The organism is Bacillus sp. 7884-1 (assembly GCF_002272245.1).
Lineage (GTDB): Bacteria > Bacillota > Bacilli > Bacillales > Cytobacillaceae > Neobacillus.
In genome coordinates this window covers 1-21,393 of record NZ_NPDD01000003.1, presented here as the reverse complement: position 1 = coordinate 21,393, position 21,393 = coordinate 1, and the positions used below count along the sequence as shown (strand labels likewise).

Annotated in this window: 18 protein-coding genes and 1 pseudogene; 5 read left to right on the top strand and 14 right to left on the bottom strand. The window is 40.5% G+C overall.

The genetic code is table 11. The features are described from left to right. Window positions 1-206: 206 nt before the first annotated feature. The 3 genes from CHI06_RS00460 to CHI06_RS00450 are packed head-to-tail and all read right to left on the bottom strand — an operon-like array spanning window position 207 to window position 4,901. Window positions 207-1,517 carry an ABC transporter substrate-binding protein gene (locus tag CHI06_RS00460; RefSeq protein WP_257009115.1) on the bottom strand — a complete coding sequence of 437 codons (1,311 nt, stop codon included), beginning with the start codon at window positions 1,515-1,517 and terminating at the stop codon, window positions 207-209. Window positions 1,518-1,546: 29 nt separating this feature from the next. Next, window positions 1,547-3,127: a response regulator transcription factor gene (locus CHI06_RS00455; protein ID WP_095246450.1), complete on the bottom strand. Its 1,581-nt coding sequence runs from the start codon at window positions 3,125-3,127 to the stop codon at window positions 1,547-1,549. Further along, window positions 3,105-4,901, bottom strand: a complete 1,797-nt coding sequence (locus CHI06_RS00450; protein WP_095246449.1) for a cache domain-containing sensor histidine kinase — start codon at window positions 4,899-4,901, stop codon at window positions 3,105-3,107. The genes CHI06_RS00455 and CHI06_RS00450 overlap by 23 nt, the downstream gene beginning before the upstream one ends. Window positions 4,902-5,104: 203 nt before the next feature. Between CHI06_RS00450 and CHI06_RS00445 the strand changes: the two genes are divergently transcribed. After that, a complete protein-coding gene (locus CHI06_RS00445) occupies window positions 5,105-6,022 on the top strand; it encodes an aldo/keto reductase (protein WP_095246448.1) in 918 nt (305 codons plus the stop codon). A gap of 82 nt (window positions 6,023-6,104) precedes the next feature. Here the strand turns inward: CHI06_RS00445 and CHI06_RS29580 are convergent, their stop codons facing one another. The 10 genes from CHI06_RS29580 to CHI06_RS00405 all read right to left on the bottom strand — a co-directional run bounded on the left by CHI06_RS29580 (window position 6,105) and on the right by CHI06_RS00405 (window position 15,422). Beyond that, window positions 6,105-6,260, bottom strand: coding sequence for a hypothetical protein (locus CHI06_RS29580; RefSeq protein WP_165979083.1), 156 nt, complete (start codon window positions 6,258-6,260; stop codon window positions 6,105-6,107). Between the two features lie 176 nt (window positions 6,261-6,436). Continuing rightward, window positions 6,437-8,470, bottom strand: coding sequence for a Na+/H+ antiporter (locus CHI06_RS00440; protein WP_095246447.1), 2,034 nt, complete (start codon window positions 8,468-8,470; stop codon window positions 6,437-6,439). 26 nt (window positions 8,471-8,496) lie between these two features. Next, window positions 8,497-8,946 (bottom strand): hypothetical protein, encoded by a 450-nt coding sequence (locus CHI06_RS00435; RefSeq protein WP_095246446.1) that lies wholly within the window; start codon window positions 8,944-8,946, stop codon window positions 8,497-8,499. Between the two features lie 121 nt (window positions 8,947-9,067). Further along, window positions 9,068-9,208, bottom strand: coding sequence for a hypothetical protein (locus tag CHI06_RS29575; protein WP_179292496.1), 141 nt, complete (start codon window positions 9,206-9,208; stop codon window positions 9,068-9,070). Between the two features lie 107 nt (window positions 9,209-9,315). After that, window positions 9,316-9,945 (bottom strand): AmiS/UreI family transporter, encoded by a 630-nt coding sequence (locus CHI06_RS00430; protein ID WP_095246445.1) that lies wholly within the window; start codon window positions 9,943-9,945, stop codon window positions 9,316-9,318. 248 nt (window positions 9,946-10,193) lie between these two features. Then, complete coding sequence (locus CHI06_RS00425; protein ID WP_095246444.1) at window positions 10,194-11,201, bottom strand: MupG family TIM beta-alpha barrel fold protein; 1,008 nt, start codon at window positions 11,199-11,201, stop codon at window positions 10,194-10,196. Beyond that, entirely contained in the window at window positions 11,198-12,559 is a 1,362-nt protein-coding gene (locus tag CHI06_RS00420) for a PTS transporter subunit EIIC (protein ID WP_095246443.1), read from the bottom strand. The genes CHI06_RS00425 and CHI06_RS00420 overlap by 4 nt, the downstream gene beginning before the upstream one ends. A 101-nt stretch (window positions 12,560-12,660) precedes the next feature. After that, complete coding sequence (locus tag CHI06_RS00415; protein ID WP_095246442.1) at window positions 12,661-13,515, bottom strand: MurR/RpiR family transcriptional regulator; 855 nt, start codon at window positions 13,513-13,515, stop codon at window positions 12,661-12,663. A 24-nt stretch (window positions 13,516-13,539) separates the two neighbouring features. After that, window positions 13,540-14,442, bottom strand: a complete 903-nt coding sequence (gene murQ / locus CHI06_RS00410; RefSeq protein ID WP_095246441.1) for an N-acetylmuramic acid 6-phosphate etherase — start codon at window positions 14,440-14,442, stop codon at window positions 13,540-13,542. A 116-nt stretch (window positions 14,443-14,558) separates the two neighbouring features. Further along, window positions 14,559-15,422: a Cof-type HAD-IIB family hydrolase gene (locus CHI06_RS00405; RefSeq protein ID WP_095246440.1), complete on the bottom strand. Its 864-nt coding sequence runs from the start codon at window positions 15,420-15,422 to the stop codon at window positions 14,559-14,561. A gap of 120 nt (window positions 15,423-15,542) precedes the next feature. Here CHI06_RS00405 and CHI06_RS00400 point away from each other — a divergent pair, with 120 nt between their 5' ends. The 4 genes from CHI06_RS00400 to CHI06_RS00380 all read left to right on the top strand — a co-directional run bounded on the left by CHI06_RS00400 (window position 15,543) and on the right by CHI06_RS00380 (window position 20,920). Next, entirely contained in the window at window positions 15,543-16,646 is a 1,104-nt protein-coding gene (locus CHI06_RS00400) for a CdaR family transcriptional regulator (RefSeq protein WP_095246439.1), read from the top strand. Between the two features lie 114 nt (window positions 16,647-16,760). Further along, a complete protein-coding gene (gene glcD / locus CHI06_RS00395; RefSeq protein ID WP_095246438.1) occupies window positions 16,761-18,173 on the top strand; it encodes a glycolate oxidase subunit GlcD in 1,413 nt (470 codons plus the stop codon). After that, window positions 18,170-19,492, top strand: a complete 1,323-nt coding sequence (locus tag CHI06_RS00390; RefSeq protein WP_095246437.1) for a (Fe-S)-binding protein — start codon at window positions 18,170-18,172, stop codon at window positions 19,490-19,492. Before glcD ends, CHI06_RS00390 begins: the two co-directional genes overlap by 4 nt. 225 nt (window positions 19,493-19,717) lie before the next feature. After that, the gene (locus tag CHI06_RS00380) at window positions 19,718-20,920 is read left to right on the top strand and encodes a CynX/NimT family MFS transporter (RefSeq protein ID WP_095246451.1); all 1,203 of its coding nucleotides are present in this window, start codon (window positions 19,718-19,720) and stop codon (window positions 20,918-20,920) included. Between the two features lie 51 nt (window positions 20,921-20,971). On the opposite strand, the pseudogene CHI06_RS29570 reads toward CHI06_RS00380, so the two are convergent. Next, a pseudogene (locus CHI06_RS29570) lies at window positions 20,972-21,393 on the bottom strand (hypothetical protein); the annotation flags it as partial.

The window sequence follows — 21,393 nt, the reverse complement described above, 5'->3', positions numbered from 1 at the left end:
AATCCTTACTGACCGCTCACTCGATTTGTCCTCAATACACTTGATTGGGGACGAATCCTCATTGGACTCTCACCTGTTTTGTCCTCAATGCCCTTACTCAAGGACTAATCTAGCATTTGCATGAAAAGATTTGTCCTCAAGCACGTGTACGCTGGAAATTCATTCTCACATTACATAGAAAATCCCCTAGTTCCTAAACTAGAGAATTACTTTTTGATATCTTTTAAACCATTATTAATTTGCTCTACCGCTTTGTTTGCGGCTTCCTCGACATTTTTTCCTTCCAGCCCGACTTCTTCAAATAGATCCTTAATCGCTTCGCTGATGACTGGATAGGCTGGAGTTACCGGTCGACTTTTCGAGTAGTTTTGATCTTGTTGGACAAAGATATTTTTGGGATATTCATTGAGCTCAGGGAAGTCTTTTGCAACTGAATATCTCGCAGGTAAATCACCAGAGATTTCGACGAACAATTTCGAACCCTCATACCCTGTTGCAAACTTCACAAATTCCCAGGCTTCCTCTGGATGCTTGGTTTTGGATGAAATCCCCAGCGCCCAGCCGCCATTCGGGACAACTTGATTTTTCCCTTTCGGCAGGGGGGCGACCCCATAATCTTCTCCAAGCACAAAACCAGGAGTTTGTTGCAATTCCGATATCGCCCAAGAACCCAATATCGTCATCCCAAGCTTATCTGTTTCAAAAGGAGCCGGAGGCATTTCAACCGCCGATACCCCATGCTTACGATATAAATCTTGATAAAATTGTAAGGCTTCTAATGCTTCCGGAGAATTGAGATATCCCTGTGCAGTTGATCCATCTGGACTAAGAACATCCGCTCCAAACTGCCAAAGTATCGGCATTTTGAAATAAGCAGGTCCTTCTCCAATATTAAAGCCTTGAGCCGGGTCTATCCCTATCACACCTTTTGCAGGATTGTTGATTTTTTTAGCAATTTCCAGCACTTCATCCCACGTCATGGGATTGTTTGGATTTCCTGAAGGAAAGGGGATCCCTGCCTTCCTGAAAATATTCATATTGTAAAATAAGGCAATGCTCGATTCAACAATTGGAGCAAGGTAAATTTCATCCTTATAGGTTAAACCCTTTAATACACTTTCAGGTATATCTTCAATATTTCCTTCCTCTTTCATATAGGAATCAATCGATAAAAGAGAACCGGAATTTGCATAAAGAGCTAGGTTTGGACTATCAATCGCCATAATATCCGGATGGTTTCCTGCAGCAAGTTCAGTACGCAGCCTTAATTCGTATTCACTTCCCCAGTGCATCGATTGCATATTAATCTTAATATTGGGGTGCGTTGATTCAAAGGCAGAAACCATCTCTTCATAGGCCTGATTAAACGCTGGATTCGCTAAATTTCGTAAAAAGGTCAGTTCGACTTGTTTTACCTGCTTCTCTTTATCTGGACTATCACTTGATAAAGTAAAAATATAAAAATACACAAATCCCGCTATACCAAAAAGAATGATGACAGTTAACCATTTCTTCACCTTAAATCTCCTCCTCACTAAAAACCGACCTATTCCCCTATCGAGTTACGAAATTCTAAAGGTGTTTGTCCCACGTGTTTTTTAAAGACCGTACTAAAATACCCTGAGTTTGAAAAGCCAACTAAGTTACTGACATCAATGATTTTCAGCTGTTTATCTTTAAGCAATTGTCTTGCCTTTTTCATCCTCAAATTAACTAGATAATCACTAAAGTTCAGCCCGACATGATGTTTAAATGTTTCCGATAAATGGGCACTATTAATGTGAAATAAAGCGGACAAGGTAGTAAGGGATATTTCACTTGCATAATGCTGGTCCAAATAATGGCGGATACTATCGATTAATTTCTTATTGGAAAAACGAGCAAGATGAACTTTTTCAATGATTAATGAGGCTAATTGAATCAGGTCCTCTTTCACTTTATGTTGGGAATAAAGCTTCCATATATTTTGCTGGCAATTCCATATCATATTTTGAATGTCTTTCGTCTCAACATCGTACTTTTTTGCTAACGATCCTAACATAAATAACACTTGGTTGGCAGCAAAAGAGAACGACATAACCGAACGGCCTCTGGACCCTTCAAGAACAATCTGCAAATTATCTTTAAAAGCAGCAAAATCAACATTTTCAATTGAGTTCGTGATCCGTTTCTCAAAATCCGGAGAAAAGTCAAACACTTCTTCGCTTGCAGCAGTTTGATCCATAATCTGAGACTTTGATCCAAGTTGACTTTGGCTCCAAGCAAGTAAACTGGATATATATCCGCTCCTATATTCTGAAAGTCCATTTACAATCGTACCAATACCAATGACGGTTTCTAATTTTAATAGCTTGTTAACGTTTTGTTGAATTAACAAAACGAAATGACTGGTCGATGAAGAATGGGAATCAACCAACTGTAAAAATTGAACCATATTAGGATAGCTTGGATCTGTAAACATATAGGTTGATTGCTGCTGTTGAGCGATTTCTTTACACAACAACTGAAATGGAATCCTTAGTTCCTCTAGACGATTAGGATCGTGGCTTTCTCTAATTTCCACCGTGAAAAACTGTACTTTTCCATTTTCACTTGCCAGTTCCTGTAGCTGAAGCTGCTGAAGCCTTTCAATCACAATCGGAAGCTGTAATCGTTCTTCTTTTGCTAAATGAAGGATAAATTGTTCCTGCAATTCTTGTAAATGAGAATGAACGAGTCTACTCATTTGCGCGATTTCAACCTGTTTTCTTTTCTCTTCCTCTATTTCTTTCCTAATCTTCCTCAATGCTTCTACTAATTCATCAGGGGCAACAGGTTTTAATAAGTAGTCTTTAACGCCTTGTTGCAATGAATTCCGTACATAATCAAAATCGGAATAACCTGATAAAACGATGACTTTTACATGGGGAAAATCTTGATGACAACGTTTCGCCAATTCTACTCCATCCATAATAGGCATTCTCATATCGGTAATCACTATATCAATATCCTTGGTTTGGAGGATTTCAAGAGCTTCTTTTCCATTTGAAGCCTCTTCAACAAGTTGAAATCCCTCTTCCTCCCAGTCTACTTTTAAGCGTAATCCTTTACGAATTTGAATCTCATCATCCGTGATTAACACTTTCATCCTGTCTTCCCCCCCTCTTCAAATCAATCAGTAAAGTAATCTTCGTACCTTCATTTTTTGTAGATTCAATTTGATAGGTAAAGTCATCTCCATAGGTAAGTTTTAATCGTCCAAGTACATTTCTTAGCCCAATGCTGTTTCCTTTGCTTTCCAATACGTGCATGGTTTCATCCGCTTGGGATTCTAAATCAGAAATGATTTCTTCAGACATCCCCATCCCTTTATCTGCCACTGACAGGGTAAGCTGCCTTCCAATCACTTCAGTTTTTATAAAAATATTGGCAAACGTCTTTTCACTGAAACTATATTTCACAGCATTTTCTACAAGTGGCTGTAAAATGAATTTAATAATGGGGATCGTTACGGTGTCAGGGTCTACATCCATATGAATCGTAATCGTGTCCTCATATCTTAACTTTAATATGTTCGTGTAACCCTTGATATAATTTACTTCTTCACCTAACGGTACAATATTGCTTTTTGTATTTAAAGAATATCTCAGCATTTTCCCTAAATAAATGCTTACATTCATGACCTCTTTATTTTTCTCTTGAAGTGCTAGACTTCCAATAATTTCAAGCGTATTGTTCAGGAAGTGAGGGTTGATTTGTAATAATAAGGCCTTATATTCCGCATCTTTCCGACGCAAATTGGCTTCATATTCTGTTTCAATTAAATTCTGCAATTGATCAATCGTATGTTCCGTAACATTAATAAGGTAATCAACTTCATTATTTTGAGATTTAATGTGAGGCATAAAGCGTTTTGCCCCTGTAAAATCTCCCCGTTCGATAAACACAAGCGCTTTTGCAAGTTTTCCTAAAGGACTTGTAATATTGTTAGACATAATCACCGAAGCCACAATCGTGATGAAAAACAGGACTGCACTCGTTAAAAGAAGGTTTCGCTGTAAATGATTGGCCCTTGCGAATAAATCGGACTCTGTCACTTCACTGACTAGGATCCAATCCCCTACTGGCAGCTTTTGAAAGAAAACTAAATACTTCTCCTTCTGGTAAGAGGCTTCAATTAGCCCTTCTCGGTCATCGCTAGTGGTGATTTGCTTTAAACTTTGTTTCAGGATCGAATTTGGGGTCTTTATCTTGCCTGACAAAATGTTTTCACCCTGATGATTTAACAAATAGGTATGCTCATTTTGTCCAATTGTGATTTTATTTAGGGCCGTTTCCAGTAAAGAAGAAGGGAAATTCACTTTAATAACCCCCGCTGATATCATCGTATTGGTATCAATGAGGGGCAAAATATAGCTATTGATCTTCTTTTGTTGCATTTCATGACTTTGCTGAAATGGATCTAAATGTGACTTAACATAGTCCTGATTATGTTGGGTAAAGTCCTGATACCAATCTGTTTCATGAAGTGAGGAATGAACACCCCAAGTACCGGTCCCATCATCAAGCAGCACCGAAATCGACATCGCATTAGAATTGTTAATCATGATCGAGGATAGTCCCTGTTTAAGTTGATTCATCAATGCATCGATTTCTTCCTTGTCAGCACCTTGTCTATTTAATCTAATCCATTCCTGTGTGGTCTGGTCTACAAGTACTTGCTTGCCCAAATCCTCTGCCTGTGTAGAGATGGAATCAACATAAAGTGAAAACTGATCCATCATTTCTATGGTCAACTCTTGAGTCTGTTCTCGAATAACTGACGTAAAAAAGCTAGGAATAATCAATGATAATATAATAAATGGAATCGTAAGCAAACACGTAAAAATAAGTAATAAACGATTGCGTAATGAGAAAAGCATGTTACCCCCTCTAGAGAAACCCCTTACAAATTTTCGTATATTGGAATAATCTATTATAGCACTTTACTATTACTAGACTCTAGGACTTGGGAAATGCAGCAAATCGTAAATTTTGATACTATCCTGCTAATGTGTCAAAATAAGGAATGAATACATAGCTGTTCCTAAAGAGTGGAAAATTCCCTAAAATGGAGGTCATGACGTTGAGAACAATGAAGCTAGGAAGCAGCACATTAGAGGTGCCAGTGGTTGCAGTTGGATGCATGCGGATCAATTCACTTGAGAAGAACGAGGCTGAACGCTTTGTCCAAACTGCGTTAGAGCAAGGGGCGAACTTCTTTGACCATGCGGACATTTATGGCGGTGGAGCCTGTGAGGAAATTTTTTCCGATGCGATCCATATGAATGCTGATGTCCGTGAAAAAATCATCCTGCAATCAAAATGCGGCATTCGCAAGGGAATGTTTGATTTTTCAAAAGAACATATTTTAAATTCGGTAGATGGGATTTTAAAAAGGCTGAATACCGAGTATCTGGATGTTTTACTCTTGCACCGTCCGGATGCACTAGTGGAGCCTGAAGAGGTAGCAGAGGCTTTTGACACACTTGAAAGTTCAGGAAAAGTCCGCCACTTTGGCGTGTCCAACCAGAAACCTATGCAAATTCAACTGCTTCAGAAATATGTGAAGCAGCCGCTTGTTGCGAATCAGCTGCAATTAAGCATCACGAATGCCAACATGATTTCCAATGGAATCAATGTAAACATGGAGAATGATTCAGCGATTGATCGCGATGGCAGCGTCCTTGATTTCTGCAGGCTGAACGATATGACCATTCAGCCGTGGTCACCTTTCCAATATGGATTCTTTGAAGGTGTGTTTCTAGGAAACGAGAAGTTTCCTGAATTAAATCAAAAGATAGATGAAATCGCTGCAAAATATGGTGTTAGCAATACGACTATCGCCATTGCATGGCTGCTGCGTCATCCAGCTAAAATGCAGCCCGTTATTGGAACGATGAATGTGGACAGGTTGAAGGATTGCTGCAGATCAAGTGAGATTCATTTAACGCGCGAAGAGTGGTACGAAATCTATCGTGGTGCTGGAAATATCCTGCCTTAATAATACTTATAAATAGCTAAGGAGTGCCGTTTAATGGCACTCCTTGTTTTATTCGTCTTGAGGCTAGGATCAGACCCTGCCTTTATTCATCATCTACCTCGCCATCGCCGATTTCATCTTCCTCTTCCACATCTTCAATCTTTTCCCCTTCTTCAGGCTCCTCATCATTACCACAACCCGTTAGAGAGAAAAGAGAACCACTTAAAAGTAACATCAATAATAACCTCTTCAACTTCATTCCTATCAATCCTCCTATTATCCTTAGCCTTTCCAGTTTAAACCGCAATATGACAAAGGAGGTTATTAAATTTAGAACTGTCCATCTGGGGTAGACAGTGTCCACGAGTGGTGACAGGCACTGAGGATGAAACGGAGTTTCATCAGTTTATACATCACTGTATATTTTCCAACACCTTATTCTACGTGTTCGTACAGGGTGATGCTTTCGTTGTAGTTGATGAATCGGCGCAGTTCTTTTGCTTGGTCTCGGTTGATTTCTCCTGTTTCGTACATGCTTCGGATTTGGGCTCGTTCGATGTCCATGACTTTGAGCCGCAGTTCTTCTTTTTGTTCTTCTCTTTTTTCGTTGAATTCGGCGGTTGGGGTTTTTAGAACATTGATCATTCGTTTGTAGTCTAGAATCACAATGCTGACCAATTCTGCTCTTTCATTTTCTTTTGCATATTTTTCTAAACTGTCAAGAGCCGCCTCCAATGCTTTTAATTGAATGTCTTGTCCTATCCGCAATTTTGCAATTCTAGTCTCTCTATCTCTAGGATACTGACCTCTGAACTTTTTCCAGCCTCTGATCATTTTACCAAGTAGATACAGAATTCCAAATTGAGCATTGTTTGACAGTGCCTCTTCTCGGTAGTCAAGGGACTTTTCGAATGACTCAAACACGTTTTGATCCATGCCGCCTTTATCCATTTCTTCGTGGATATATCTTCGCTCTGCTTTTAACGCCAGTAACCGGATTTCTCTTAATTTTTGTTGATAGTGATTGATGTCTCGTTCATCCGAAGTAGGTACTGGTTTAAACCGCTGAAACATCACCTTATACTCCCCAATGAGCTCATACGCTACGGCTTCGTTTTCCTCATTCATTTCAAGGTGGAGTTTTTTAATCGCGGATAGCATAAGCTTTTTCTTAGCTTCATTTATATCTATCTCATCCTCTAATTCTCCCTCGACTTCTTCTTCCTTACTTAATAGCGGTAAAAACACCGTTGCAGCTAGTAAGGTAAACAAAATCACACCTGCTGCTATAAAAAGAATCAAGGACCGCTCTGGAAACACCGCTCCACTCATGATGACGTATGGAATGGAAAGCACTCCAGCCATGGTCACAGCACCACGAACCCCTGTTAAACTAGTGACCAACGTAGTCTTGCTGTTTGGCTTATCTCCCTGTTTATTTTTCACAAAGTGATACTCATATGTAGAAAAAAGATACGACCATAAATAGCGAATTCCCAAGATAACCATTCCAATCGCAAGCACATAGCCAACGATTAGCCAATTTCCATAATGGGGGTTCGCGACGGTTTCCATCATTGAGAAAGGAATATTTAGTCCTAATAAAAGAAAAACAATCCCATTTAACACAAATAAAATAATCGACCAGATATTTTCTGTCAGTACTTGCTCCTCCGCTGACAATGCTTCTGTTCTTTCTTTTACCAATGCATGAACAATTCCAGCTACGACCACCGCGATTACGCCAGATGCATGCAAAAGCTCCTCGGTAATGATAAAAATAACGAACGGGGTCATTATCTGCAGTAACGAATGGAAGGTAACATCATTAATTCCTTGTTTGCGTAAGATAAATCGTATCCATGTAACAAGTACCCCTAGTAAGAATCCTAATAATGCCCCTGCTAAAAACATATAGGTAAAATCAAAGACTGCCTCTATTAGCGAAAAATAACCTGTCACCACAGCTGCTACGGCATAATTAAACGCAACCAGGCCTGATGCATCATTGATCAGTGATTCTCCTCTAACCAGATGCAAGACCTTTTCGGGAATCCGAATCCGTTTCGCAATCCCATTTACTGCTACAGGATCTGTTGGTGATAGAATTGCTGCTAAAGCAAAGGCAGCCGCCAAAGGAATATTCGGAATCAGCCAGTGAATAAAATACCCTCCGCCAATCGTAGTTAATAGAACAAGAATAATGGCATTACCAAAGATAGGGGCCCTCATCCTCCACAATTCTTCGCGTGGAAAATGCCGCCCATCGTTGTACAAAAGTGGAGCGACAAAAAGTAACAAAAACCACTCGGTTTCGATTTCAAGTGAAATATCACGAAATAATAGGGCAATCAAAATCCCAAACCCGATTTGAGTCAAGGCCGTTGGAATCGAAGGCAGGTAATGGCTAATGATATTTGAAATCAATAAACCAACAATCAACAATAAAACACTCATCAATAAATCCATTTATGCTCTCCCTTATGAAGTAAATTCTATGCTTCCTCTTCCTCTGTTTCTTCTGCCTCTATCACTTCTTCTGATTCTTCTTCCTGTTCCTTTTCTGCCTTGATTCTTGTGATTTCTTCGTTTAGCTGTTCAAACGCATTAAGTCTATGATTCGCACTGGCCAATAAATCATCAATGATTGTGATGAATTTTTCATAGGGCACACCATTCTCGCTGCAGCCTGTAATCATTTTGAGTAAGTCTTTTTCATATAAATGATAGCGTTCTTTAAAGGTTTTCGAATCCATGGTTAGAAAATACTCATCATCGACGACAAATTCGTTAAACACTTTTTTTGTTAAACGTCTTTTGGTTACTTCTATATCTTGTTTATCCTTTTCATTGTCGTAGTGAGCTTCATCCTCATACTCAGAACAAAGCGTGTCATAGATTTTTCCTAGCAGTTCGGTTGGATTTAAATACTTTAGCTCTTCCACAAAATCCCTCCCTTTATTTATTTTTGCCCAAAAAAGGTATTTTTCGTCATCCATAACAAAAAAGCACACGCTAACCCGCGTGTACTTTAAAGAATGCTATTGAAATATAGATGGATTGATTTTAAGATACTTGGTTTGCAAGTATCGTTACCAAAGCACTTAGTATAATCGTGCAAATCATAATATTAATATAAAGTAGGTTTTTCTTCATTTTTTTCTTTCGCATTGATTCTTCCGGTGTCATCCACATACTTTTTGCCACAACTTTTACCCCTTTACACCTTCTAGCTAGTTATAAATGTATTAATATTAACCCATTTATATATTATATAAGAATAATAGATGGCGTCAGTAATCATAAAAAGGATCTTAAATAGCTTGAACCTCTTGCCCACTTTTTTCTTTTTTGAATGAAAGCTTTGGACTTAAAAGGCTGACCACGAAAAAGACAATAGTCAGAATCAGCACCCAAGTCCAGATTTGTTGGACTGCTGGTGAATTCCAGACGCCTAAAAAGTAAAGCATGGCTGGAATCGTAAGGGTTACCCATGATAGTACAATGGCTGCGATACCAACATAGCCATCAATTTTCTTATTAAGCGAACCTGTTAAAAAGAATAGCAGCCATAAGAATGCCCACAGTCCCCATGTTAATGCATTGACAACATCGTGAAATTGGATTAGAGAGATAACCGTATACACGACAGCAATAATCGATACCCATAAGCTAAACCAGCCGAGACCGTTGCCCTCAAGCCCCTTCACAGAGGTAACCCCAACATATAAATACGTTAATCCAAACAGAAAGATAGCAGCATTATTATATAAATCCCAATTACCTTGATTAGAAGTCATGATTAAATAAAATGGATTAATGATTTGGATGATTCCAACGAAAAGATTAAAATAGCCAACAGCTTTTCCGTCTGCCTTCCCTAATAGCATAAGTCCGTTTAGAAATAATACAGCACCTGATAAAAATAGACCAACAAAACTCATAGTAATCGCTGTGAAAACTGACTTTTCACAACTTTCCCCTCCTTTAAAATAGAAAAAGCACTTTCCCCTCTCCGATAAGAAAAGAAATTGCCTTCTTAAAAAATATCGTTATTTAATACCTGTACAAATATAGCATATGAAGCGAACAAAAGTTAAGGAAGGTTTGAACAAATTGTAAATTAAGTTTTTTCCATATTCACCATAAGTGCCCAATGCAAAAAACTACCCCCAATAGGAGGCAGTTCTCTTTACACATGTACGAATTTCACCTTTTGACCAGGCTTGAGATAGGAAAGAAACACAATATCTTCCTCTACTACTTTTCCCACCACATTAACCCTTTCATCAGCAGGCAAGTCACATAGGCTGATTTGGATCTCGCCACGATACCGTCCATATGCATCATTGTCTCTTGTGATACTGCCAAGCCAACGTTCTCTCGTATTCTCAGGAACGATGGAATCAACACTTCTAGTATCCATAAACCGTAGAACATCTCGTGAAAAATCAGGTCGAAGCTTGAACTCTCCTTCTTGGAACCCTTCGATTCGAATTTCAATACGATGATTGGAATCAAAATCGATTAATTTCCTAAGTAGATCCTCACTCACCTCTGGGTCACCGATATAGACATCCTCAACACCAAAGTGGAACAATTCCAATGCCGCTAAAAATGGGTCCATTTCACGGTGCTCTTCCAGTGTTGGCAGACCTTCAAACAACGGGCCACGTTTTTCCCCGTCACCTGGAATATAGGCACTAACTGGGATTTCATATTTCTTAAAAAGTTCATTTTGCCGCTGAAAAAACCAGTCAGATAACCCTGTTTCAATTCTTGGATAGAAATTATGCCAGGCTAACAGCTGATTAGCTTTTAATCCGCCATTCAATAAAGCATGAATATCATCCTCAAACAAAATGCTGGCATTCAGCGCAAGTTTAAATTCTTCCGCCAGCTTCAAAATCAATTCATTTTCAAAAAAGTCATCGAGTCTGAGGCCGCTGACCCCAAGAGATTTTAAATCAAATAAACTATTTAATCCCAAATGACCAGGTGTTTTTAATGAAACATCTGCATACACTTCTATCCCTGCATCCTTCGCACACTGAAGCAGGTTCATCGCACGACCCGCTAGATCACCAGATTCTTCAGGAATATGAAGCGAGGTAAACGCTCGCTTCACACCCATTTTTCCAGCAAGTTCAATCCGTTCTTCTGCTAAAGGATCATTCAGATAGAAGGAAATACCGATCAATCAAATTCACCAGCCATATCATCATTGAAACCGAATAGGTACGTGAACAAGAATCCTGCGCCATAGGCAATTAATACCCCTACTAAATAAAGGAGAACTTGACCAGTTACAACTAGGAATGCTAGTGGCAAACCAGATACTCCGATTGCGACTGTTGCGATTCCAAATGCTGCTTGGAACGCACCGCCGACACCAGCACCTAAACATGCTGTTAAGAACGGACGACCTAATGGAAGCGTAACACCGAAGATTAACGGCTCACCGATTCCAAGAATACCTGCTGGCAGACCACCGCCAATGGCTCTTTTTAAGCGAGTTTTCTTTGTTTTAAGATAGATGGCAAACGCTGCACCTACTTGCCCTGCTCCACCCATAGCTAAGATTGGTAGAAGCGGGTCATCACCAATTGTATTAATTAACTCTAAATGGATCGGTGTTAAACCTTGGTGTAATCCAGTGACAACTAATGGAAGGAAGGTTGCACCAAGAACAAAGCCGGCAACGACACCACCCATATCAAGTAAAGAAGTTAAACCTTTTGTGATAATATCTGAGAAGAAACCACCAAGCGGCATAAAGACAAGATAAGTAACAATACCAGTAACCAATAGTGCCACAGTTGGTGTAACGAAAAGATCTAAACTAGTTGGAACATACTTACGTACTTGTTTTTCGACTAAAGCGATAAAGATGGCGGCAAACAGAACGCCAATTAAACCACCGCGACCAGGAAGTAGATCTGCGCCAAACAAATGAATACCTGCAACAGCCGGGTTAATAATTAAGATACCCGCAATCGCACCAAGTGCCGGTGAACCGCCAAATTCCTTCGCTGCATTCGTACCAACTAAAATTCCAAGATAACCGAATAATCCACCGCCAATAACGGAAAGAATCGTTGCAAGCTGTGAATCACCCGCTAACCATCCAGCTTGAATAATCGCTTTTGTAATCCCTGTAATCAATCCTGACGCAACAAGGGCTGGGATTAATGGAATGAAAATTCCAGCGATTTTACGTAAAAACATCTTAAATGGTGTTGCATTCTTTTTGTTGATTTCTGCTTTCGTGCTCGCTGCTTTCTCTTTTAAATTGATTCCGCCTGCTGCGTCTATCAATTTACCAAACTCTTCTGTTACTTTATTTACTTTTCCAGGTCCTAGAATAATTTGAAGGGTTTCTTCCTCTACCACTCCAATAACCCCGTCAATTTTCTTTAGGGCAGCCTTATTGATAACAGAATCATCCTTCGGTGTCACACGAAGTCTTGTCATACAATGTGTGTAATTGCCAATGTTAGTGGAGCCGCCTAATTGTTCAAGGATCTTTTCAGCTAATATTTTATTTTCTCCAGCCATTCATTTCCCCTACTCTCTGTTGTATTTTAATGTTTGAATCATGTGATCTATTTCCCCTAGTAAACACAGTGCAAATAGTGTTCACATCACCACCTACAAGTTTAATTTTCTCTTTTAATAAATTTGATTGCTTCTCTTGTTTGATCAATCGCTTGAACCGTTTGCTCGTACTGGACCGTCGCCATCGACAAAAACAAAATATCCATCATGTATAACTGCGCCAAACGAGATGATGTCGCTGCACTTCGGAAAGCAGCTTCGCCTGAATAAGAGGTAAACAGTTTAATATCTGCTAGAGAAGCGACCGAAGATTGTCCGTATTTGGTCAAACTAATCGTTTTCACGCCGCGCTCTTTCGCAAGTGACATTACTTTGATGACCTCAGCCGTTTCCCCAGAGTGAGAGATGGCAAACACCACATCATCCTTTTTCGCATTAGCAATCAATGTCGCCACAAGATGTGTATCGGTAAAAGCGGTTGCATTTTTTTGAATCCTTAGGAACTTCTGCTGTGCGTCCTTCGCAATAATATTAGAGGCGCCAATTCCGAAGAAATGGACATTCTGAGCAGACAGTAATGTCTGAACGGCCCGTTCCAATTCCTCGTAATTGATCATCTCTGCAGAATCGCGGATGCTCTGAATACTATTGCTGGTGGTCTTTTGGACAATCGAAAAATAAGATTCACCTGGCTCGATGTCACGATATCCTTGTTCAGCAGGCTTTACCAAATCGCCCGCAATTCTTACTTTTAAATCCTGAAATCCATTCAATCCAAGTGACTTACACAACCTTATGACTGCAGCTCCACTCGTTTTTGCTTGAGCCCCGATATCATTGACCGTACTGTTTAAAATACTTTGTGGATTATCAAGAATAAATTGAGCAATTTTCCGCTCAGAAGCCGGAAGCTGAAGAAGCATATTTTGTAGCATTTTTAATCCGCCTGCAGCCACACCTATTACCACCTTTTCACCTATCTATTGTTGAATCGCGATTTTCACATAGCCATTCGCTTCTGTTAATAGCTTTTCTGCTTGCTCTTTCGTGGTCTCACGTTTGATCATCACAATGGCTGTTTTCACTTGCAGTCCTGATTTTTCTAATGCCTCTAAAGCAGCTTCATAAGAAACGCCAGTAATTTTGCGGATAATTCCAATTGCGCGTTCCTTTAATTTCAGGTTACTCACCTTTACATCGACCATTAAATTCTCATATGCCTTGCCCAAAAGAATCATCGATGAAGTCGAAATCATATTTAAAATCATTTTATGAGCTGTACCTGATTTCAAACGAGTCGAACCAGTTAGTACCTCTGGACCGACAATGACTTCAATGGCTTGGTCAGCTTCTTTACTAATTGCCGCATTTTTATTACACGATAACGCGACTGTTTTCGCTCCAATGCTTCTAGCATAGCGAAGCGCTCCAATTACGTAAGGGGTCCTGCCGCTAGCCGCGATTCCAATCACTGTGTCGTTCTCTGTAAGATTCAAATCCTTCAGGTCCTTTACGCCAAGTTCCATATTATCCTCAGCACCTTCAACGGCTTTCAGAAAGGCACCCTCTCCTCCTGCCATTAGCCCAACTACCATTTCTGGTTCTGTGCTAAAGGTAGGCGGACATTCAACTGCGTCCAATACACCTAACCTGCCGCTTGTTCCGGCACCTAAATATATCAGGCGTCCGCCTTTTTTAAAGGATTCAAATACAAACTGAACTGCTGCTTCTATATCTGGTAAAACTTCTTTGACAGCTAGTGCCACCAGTTGGTCTTGTTCGTTCATAATTCGTAATATATCGATTGGACTAGCCGTATCAATCTGCATAGTTTCTTTATTTCGGGATTCGGTCGTTAATAATTCGAGATTTTCTTCGATCATTTCCTTATCCTCCTCGTTCGTTTTTCTAGTTGTAAGCGATTACTATGCACTCATTATATCGCGTTTAAAATAATAATTCAACATTTTTATAAAAATAATGAAATTACATTTCAAAACTATTCTAATAGAAAACGACGAATGGCCTGTGCAACGCCTGCTTCATGATTACTTCCCGTCACCTGATCTGCCAGATTTTTCACATCGTCCGGTGCATTTCCCATTGCAATCCCTAGTCCTGCAGCACTTAGCATAAGGGAATCATTGTAATTATCCCCAATCGCCGCAATTTGCGAAATGTGAATATCGTACATGTCACCAAGCTTTATTAAGGATGAAGCCTTACTAACACCAGCAGGTGAAATCTCCAAATTTAAAAAATTGAAACTACTGCTGATTTCCATTCCGCCCACCTGTTTATCAATCGTCTTTGAAAAATCAGCGAGTTTCCCCTCATCGTTAAAGACAGCAATTTTCGTAATCACGGGTTGATTACTTCTAACATAGCGATAAAAATCATCGACCATTTTCACCTTACATCTGCTGCGAAAACTCTCACGTTCTTCCAAGTTTGCCCCTGTTTTTTCAAAAGAGAGGATATTATTTTCAATCCAGTTCTTATTCCATTTCGTTTCTGTGGGAACAAGTAAAGTATCTCCCTCATAAAAATGAGCATAAATGCCTTCTCCTTCACATAATTCCCAGAAACTCATGAGGTGGTCATGCCCGAAAACGGCCTGCTCACTAATTTCTCCATTTTCATCAAGGATAACAGCGCCGTTATAAGCAATAATCGGCTCTCCCTTTAAACCAATAGTATTTGCAATCCACCTGGTAGAAAGCGGAGACCGGCCACTGCAGATGACAACCCTTCCTCCCCTTTCGCGGTACTCATGAATCGCCTCGATATTTTCCTTATCAATCTCTCTTTGCTCATTTAAGAGTGTTCCGTCCAAATCCGTCGCTAACATTTTATATTTCAAGATATTCTCCCCTTTACACTTTTATTTCATTATGATTATAGTACTAATTAAAATATTATTTCAAAAATAGTTTTTACCATATTATTGGAAATGCTGATATAAAAGGGATGGTGCTGCCAAATGCTTCAACCAGAACTCGCTGAAAAAATAGTGAGGGAAGTTCAGAAATTAATGTCAGAAGAAATTATCGTTGTGAACACAGATGGCATCATCATGGCAAGCACTAACCAAGATCGACTGGGTACCTTCCATGAAGGAGCCTTCATCACTTCACGGCAGAAGAAAAAGCTGATTATCACCGAAAAAGAAACCCCTCAATTAAAGGGGGTAAAGGCCGGAATCAATCTCCCGATTTTTTTTCATCATGAGGTCATTGGTGTCATTGGGATTACAGGTGACCCCGAAAGTGTCACCCCCTTTGGAGAAATCATTCGTAAAATGACCGAGCTGTTAATTAGTGAAAATTACTTTGGTGAACAGTTTGAATATCACTCCCGAGCGATGGAGACCTTCGTCCTCGAGTGGCTGCAGGAAAAAGAACCACGTCCCAGCTTGCTAGAACGTGCCCGCGCGCTCTCGATTAATCTTAATCTTCACCGTAATGCTGTTATCATCGAATTTGGACAGAGAAAGTTTCCATTATCAAGGGATGTGTGGTCGACTATTTTGAATTCCTTTTCCCAAAATAAAAACGATGTGCTAACGAGGTCTGGAAACGAACGAATCATTGTTTTAATCGATTGTTCTGAGTCTGTTCAACCAACCTCCATCAAAAATCGTCTTCAACACTTTTTGCAATATATCAATAATAGCTTTGGTATATCTGCTTATGCAGGGGTTGGTCAGTGTGCACCTCCGTCACAACTGCACCTTTCCTATGCTCAAGCAGAACGGGCACTGAAAATAGCTAGACGGACTAGGAATATCATTTTTGATGAAGAGCTAACCCTTGAAATGATCACGGGGGAGCTTACAACAGAGGTCAAATCCGAATACATTCAGAGGACCATTGGACCCATTTTAAAAGAAAAAGACCTGCTGGAAACCTTAGGTGAACTATTTAGACAAAACCATTCTTTAAAAAATACGGCACAATCCTTACACATTCATATCAACACACTCCATTATCGTTTGAAGAAAATCGAGGAGCTAACCCATTTAAACCCAAACACCATCCATGATTTGTTTTGTTTGTATCTTGCTGTTAACTTTTTGGATGAATAAACAAAAATAAATCCATTTCATACTAATTTTTTAGATATTTATCCATAGCAGGCGTAGGCCTGTTTTTTTATACTTTAAGTAGTATGAAAATAGTACGAAAATGGGGGAAAAAGCATGCTCTCGAATGAAGTAAAAGAAAAATTAATTTCAATTGTAACCAAAGAAAACTTCGATGATTCTAAAATAGAACGTTTAGTATATTCCTATGATGCAACACCAAACTTCCAATCGATGCCGGATGCAGTAGTCAGTCCGCGAAATGCAGAGGAAGTTTCAGAGATTTTGAAGATATGTAATCAATATGGAGTTCCGATTGTCCCGCGCGGTTCAGGTACCAACCTTTGTGCAGGCACCTGCCCAACCGAGGGCGGAGTTGTTCTTCTTTTTAAACATATGAACCAAATCATAGAAATAGATGAAGAAAATCTGACGATTACCGTTCAGCCAGGTGTGATTACGCTTGATTTGATTAATGCCATTGAAGAAAAAGGTCTGTTCTATCCGCCAGATCCAAGTTCGATGAAAATCTCTACGATTGGCGGCAATATCAACGAGAATTCAGGCGGTTTGCGCGGACTCAAATACGGCGTAACCCGGGATTATGTGATTGGACTTGAAGCGGTATTACCGAATGGCGATATCATTCGCACTGGCGGAAAGCTGGCAAAGGATGTAGCGGGATATGACTTAACCCGTCTGTTTGTCGGCTCTGAAGGAACGCTTGTTGTCATTACTGAAGCAACGTTGAAGCTGATTCCAATGCCGGAAACACGGAAAACGATGCTGGCTCTTTACCAAGATCTTTCTGCAGCTGCTCGTTCTGTTTCGAAAATAATTGCAAATAAAATCATTCCAACTACTTTGGAGTTCCTTGACCAAGCAACATTAAAGGTCGTTGAAGATTATGCGCAAATCGGGCTTCCAACAGACGTTCAAGCGGTGCTATTAATTGAACAGGATGGTCCGCAGGAAGTCGTTGAGCGCGATATAGTTAAAATCGCAGAAGTATGTAAGCAGGAAGGTGCGGTTTCGATTCAAATAGCGGCAACCGAAGAGGAAGCCATGGCGCTTAGAACGGCACGACGCGCTGCACTTTCAGCAATTGCCCGTTTAGCGCCAACGACTATTTTGGAGGATGCAACAGTCCCACGTTCAGAAATTGCCAACATGGTAAAGGCGATTAATGAAATTACGGAGAAATATAATCTGACGATTTGCACCTTTGGACACGCCGGCGACGGAAATCTCCATCCCACCTGTGCAACAGATGCGAGGGACCATGAAGAAATGGAACGCGTAGAAAAAGCGTTCGCTGAAATTTTTGAAAAAGCAATTGAACTAGGTGGAACGATTACCGGCGAGCACGGAGTCGGAGCGATGAAGGCACCGTACTTAGAGTGGAAGCTGAAAAAAGAAGGAATCGCTGCGATGATGGGGATAAAACAGGCATTTGATCCGAATAACATCATGAACCCCGGAAAAGTCTTTGCGAAAGACAGCAAGAAACGCGTGGTGATTACAAAATGACAACCTTACTTGAACAAGAAAAAATTCAACAACAATTTAAAGAGCGGATGAACGAGGACGAGCTGCTAAACTGTATGCGCTGCGGCTTTTGTCTGCCAACCTGCCCAACCTATATTGAATCAGGTTACAAGGAATCTCATTCTCCTCGCGGTCGAATTGCGATGATGAAAGCGGTCGTCGATGGAATTGTTGAACCCGATGAGGATTTTGAACGTTCACTCGAGCTTTGTCTCGGCTGTCGCGCCTGCGAACCGGTCTGCCCTTCTGGCGTTAATTATGGACACTTACTTGAAGAAGCAAGAGATATCATCAATCAAAACAAAAAACATTCTCTGCCTGTTAGGGCTGTTAGAAAAACGGTTTTTGAGGGGTTATTCCCTCACCAAAACCGGATGCGCACGATGGTAGGGTTGCTTGGCTTCTATCAGCGCTCTGGTATTCAAACATTGGCGCGCAAAACTGGTTATTTAGGTCTATTACCTGACAATTTAGCCACTATGGAAAAAGTGCTTCCGAAAGTACCGACTATGAAAGAAATGAAGAATAGACCTGAACACCTGCCGGCATTGGCGGAGAAGGTTCATCGCGTCGCTTTTTTCAGCGGTTGTTTGATGGATACGATGTTCATGAAGACAAACGATTCAACCATGAAATTGCTGCAATTAGCTGGCTGTGAGATTGTGATCCCGAAAGAACAAACTTGCTGTGGGGCATTGCACGGACACAGTGGTGAAAAGGATTCTGCCAAAGAGCTTGCCAAGAGAAATATTTCGGCATTTGAAGATTTAGGTGCCGACTTTATTATTACCAACGCTGGCGGCTGCGGCGCTTTTCTAGTCGATTATGATCATCTGCTGAAGGATGACCCTGTTTGGAGCAAGCGTGCAGTGGCGTTTAAAGAGAAAATAAAGGATATTTCTGAAATCCTCGTGGCGGTTTCTTTTCATAAAAAAGTGAAATTAGAACTCCCGCCTCAGGTGATTACCTATCAGGATTCCTGCCATTTGCGGAATGTGATGAAGACAGCCTCAGCACCACGGACACTATTGGGGGCCATAAAAGGGGTACAGTACAAAGAAATGAAAGAAGCAGATCGCTGCTGTGGGTCTGCCGGAATCTATAACATCGTTGAGTCAGAGATGTCGATGGTGATGCTCGACTATAAAATGGTTCAGGCGAAAGCGACTCATGCGACCACCATCGTAACCGCAAACCCTGGATGCTTGCTGCAAATGCAGCTCGGGATTGAGCGCGAAGGCTTGTCTGGCAAAATGCGCGGTGTTCATATCGTGGATTTATTAGCAGAAGCAGTGAAATAATGTGGAAAAAAGACGATTCGGCGGGGTCCGAATCGTCTTTTTTGTTGCTAATCGCTATGCTGTTACTTTTGCTTTGGGGACCATGGGGACGGTTCTTGTGGTTTTCACTTGCCAAATTAAAAACCATGAGAACCGTCCCTATGGTTCTAATATCTCATTTAGCCTCTTTTCCAATGATTATGCTATACTTTAGAAAGTTTGTTTAGGAGAGAGAGGTTGCTTTTCTTGGAATTATTAGAGTCAAAAGCGAATGCGAAATCAGCATATATATATTTTTTTATTATTGGGATTGTTCTTGTAGCCTTTAATTTGCGCCCCGCAATTACATCCTTAGGGCCTTTAGTTGGAATGATTCAGGAGGATGTTGGCCTTGCACATTGGAGTGCAGGTTTATTGATGAGTTTACCTTTAGTGGTTTTCGCCATCATGTCTCCACTCGTTCCCAAAATAGCCAATCGGCTGACAAATGAAATGACATTAATTATCGGGTTAACCTCACTTCTAATCGGTATTTCGATACGGTCGATCCCGATGACCTTTTTCCTTTTCGCCGGAACTCTTATGGCTGGATTAGGTATTGCGATTGGAAATGTTCTTTTACCAGCGGTTGTTAAGGATAAGTTCCCAGAGAAATTCGGCTTAATGACAAGTGTATATTCCACATCAATGGGGTTAATCGCCTCCCTGGCATCAGGAGTCAGTATTCCTTTAGCAATGGATTTAAACCTTGGGTGGCAGGGTGCCCAAATTGTATGGGCGATACCGGTTGTTGTGGCAATCCTAGTATGGGTCTTTCTTCGAAAACATAACGGAAAAGATTCCAGAGTCATCCAAAAGAAGGCGGGCGCTGACTCTCCTACATTATGGCGTACTCCTCTTGCCTGGCAAATCGCTATTTTTATGGGATTCCAATCCTTTTTATTTTATGTGACGATTTCTTGGTTACCTGAAATCTTACATAGTCATGGAATAAGTATGGGTACAGCGGGATGGATGCTTTCCTTTACCCAGCTAATGGGATTACCCGCAAGTTTCTTCATTCCTGTCCTCGCAGGACGTGCTCAATCACAAGTATGGATCGCATTCATGTTAGGGATGTGTGCAGTTGTTGGTTATAGTGGGTTACTGTTAGGCGCATCCTATCCGATTTTAATTGCTAGTATTGTCTTAATCGGAATTGCATTGGGAGGAAGTTTCCCCCTAGCTCTAACCTATATCGGACTTCGAGCACGAAATGCAAATCAAGCGGCTGCTTTATCAGGAATGACACAATCAACAGGTTATCTCCTAGCTGCAGTAGGTCCGTTGTTTATTGGCTATTTATTTGATTTAGCACATTCGTGGACCATTCCGATCATTACCCTGATTTTAGTCTCGGTAGTCGTTATCATATTTGGAATGTTATCCGGTCGAAATAGGTATGTATAAATCACAAAAAACCGAAGGAAAAATATCCTTCGGTTTTTTATTGAATACAGATTAATTTTTTAAATCAATTTCAACAATAGCATCTTCTTCAGTTACTGCAACCTCTTCAGATACAGCCTCAGTTTCAACTTCTACAGCTTCTTCGGAAGTTTCAGTTTCAACAGCATCTTCAGCAGGAACTTCTTCTGCTACCGCATGGACAGCTGAAGTGGCCGCCGCATGTGCTTTAGCAGTTTCGCTCGCTTTTACACTAGCTTGTGCCTTTGCTTTGTTAGCTGCAGATGGGTTTACTTTTTCAACCTCAGTTACTTCTGCCTCTTCTTCAACTACTTCAGTTTCTTCTGTTTCAGTTTCAACTACTACTGTTTCTTCATCAGCTACTACATCTTCTGCAACCTCTTCAGATTCAACTTCAGTTTCTACTTCAACAGCTTCTTCTGTAGTTTCAGTTTCAATAGCTTCTTCAACTGTTT

Bases quoted from the DNA above. Each gene is read 5' to 3' on its own strand.
- CHI06_RS00400 (WP_095246439.1), top strand. From the start codon at position 15,543: ATGCTTCAACCAGAACTCGCTGAAAAAATAGTGAGGGAAGTTCAGAAA.
- CHI06_RS00455 (WP_095246450.1), bottom strand. From the start codon at position 3,127: ATGAAAGTGTTAATCACGGATGATGAGATTCAAATTCGTAAAGGATTA.
- murQ (WP_095246441.1), bottom strand. From the start codon at position 14,442: ATGATCGAAGAAAATCTCGAATTATTAACGACCGAATCCCGAAATAAA.
- CHI06_RS00450 (WP_095246449.1), bottom strand. From the start codon at position 4,901: ATGCTTTTCTCATTACGCAATCGTTTATTACTTATTTTTACGTGTTTG.
- CHI06_RS00390 (WP_095246437.1), top strand. From the start codon at position 18,170: ATGACAACCTTACTTGAACAAGAAAAAATTCAACAACAATTTAAAGAG.
- glcD (WP_095246438.1), top strand. From the start codon at position 16,761: ATGCTCTCGAATGAAGTAAAAGAAAAATTAATTTCAATTGTAACCAAA.
- CHI06_RS29580 (WP_165979083.1), bottom strand. From the start codon at position 6,260: ATGAAGTTGAAGAGGTTATTATTGATGTTACTTTTAAGTGGTTCTCTT.
- CHI06_RS00420 (WP_095246443.1), bottom strand. From the start codon at position 12,559: ATGGCTGGAGAAAATAAAATATTAGCTGAAAAGATCCTTGAACAATTA.
- CHI06_RS00440 (WP_095246447.1), bottom strand. From the start codon at position 8,470: ATGGATTTATTGATGAGTGTTTTATTGTTGATTGTTGGTTTATTGATT.
- CHI06_RS00430 (WP_095246445.1), bottom strand. From the start codon at position 9,945: ATGAGTTTTGTTGGTCTATTTTTATCAGGTGCTGTATTATTTCTAAAC.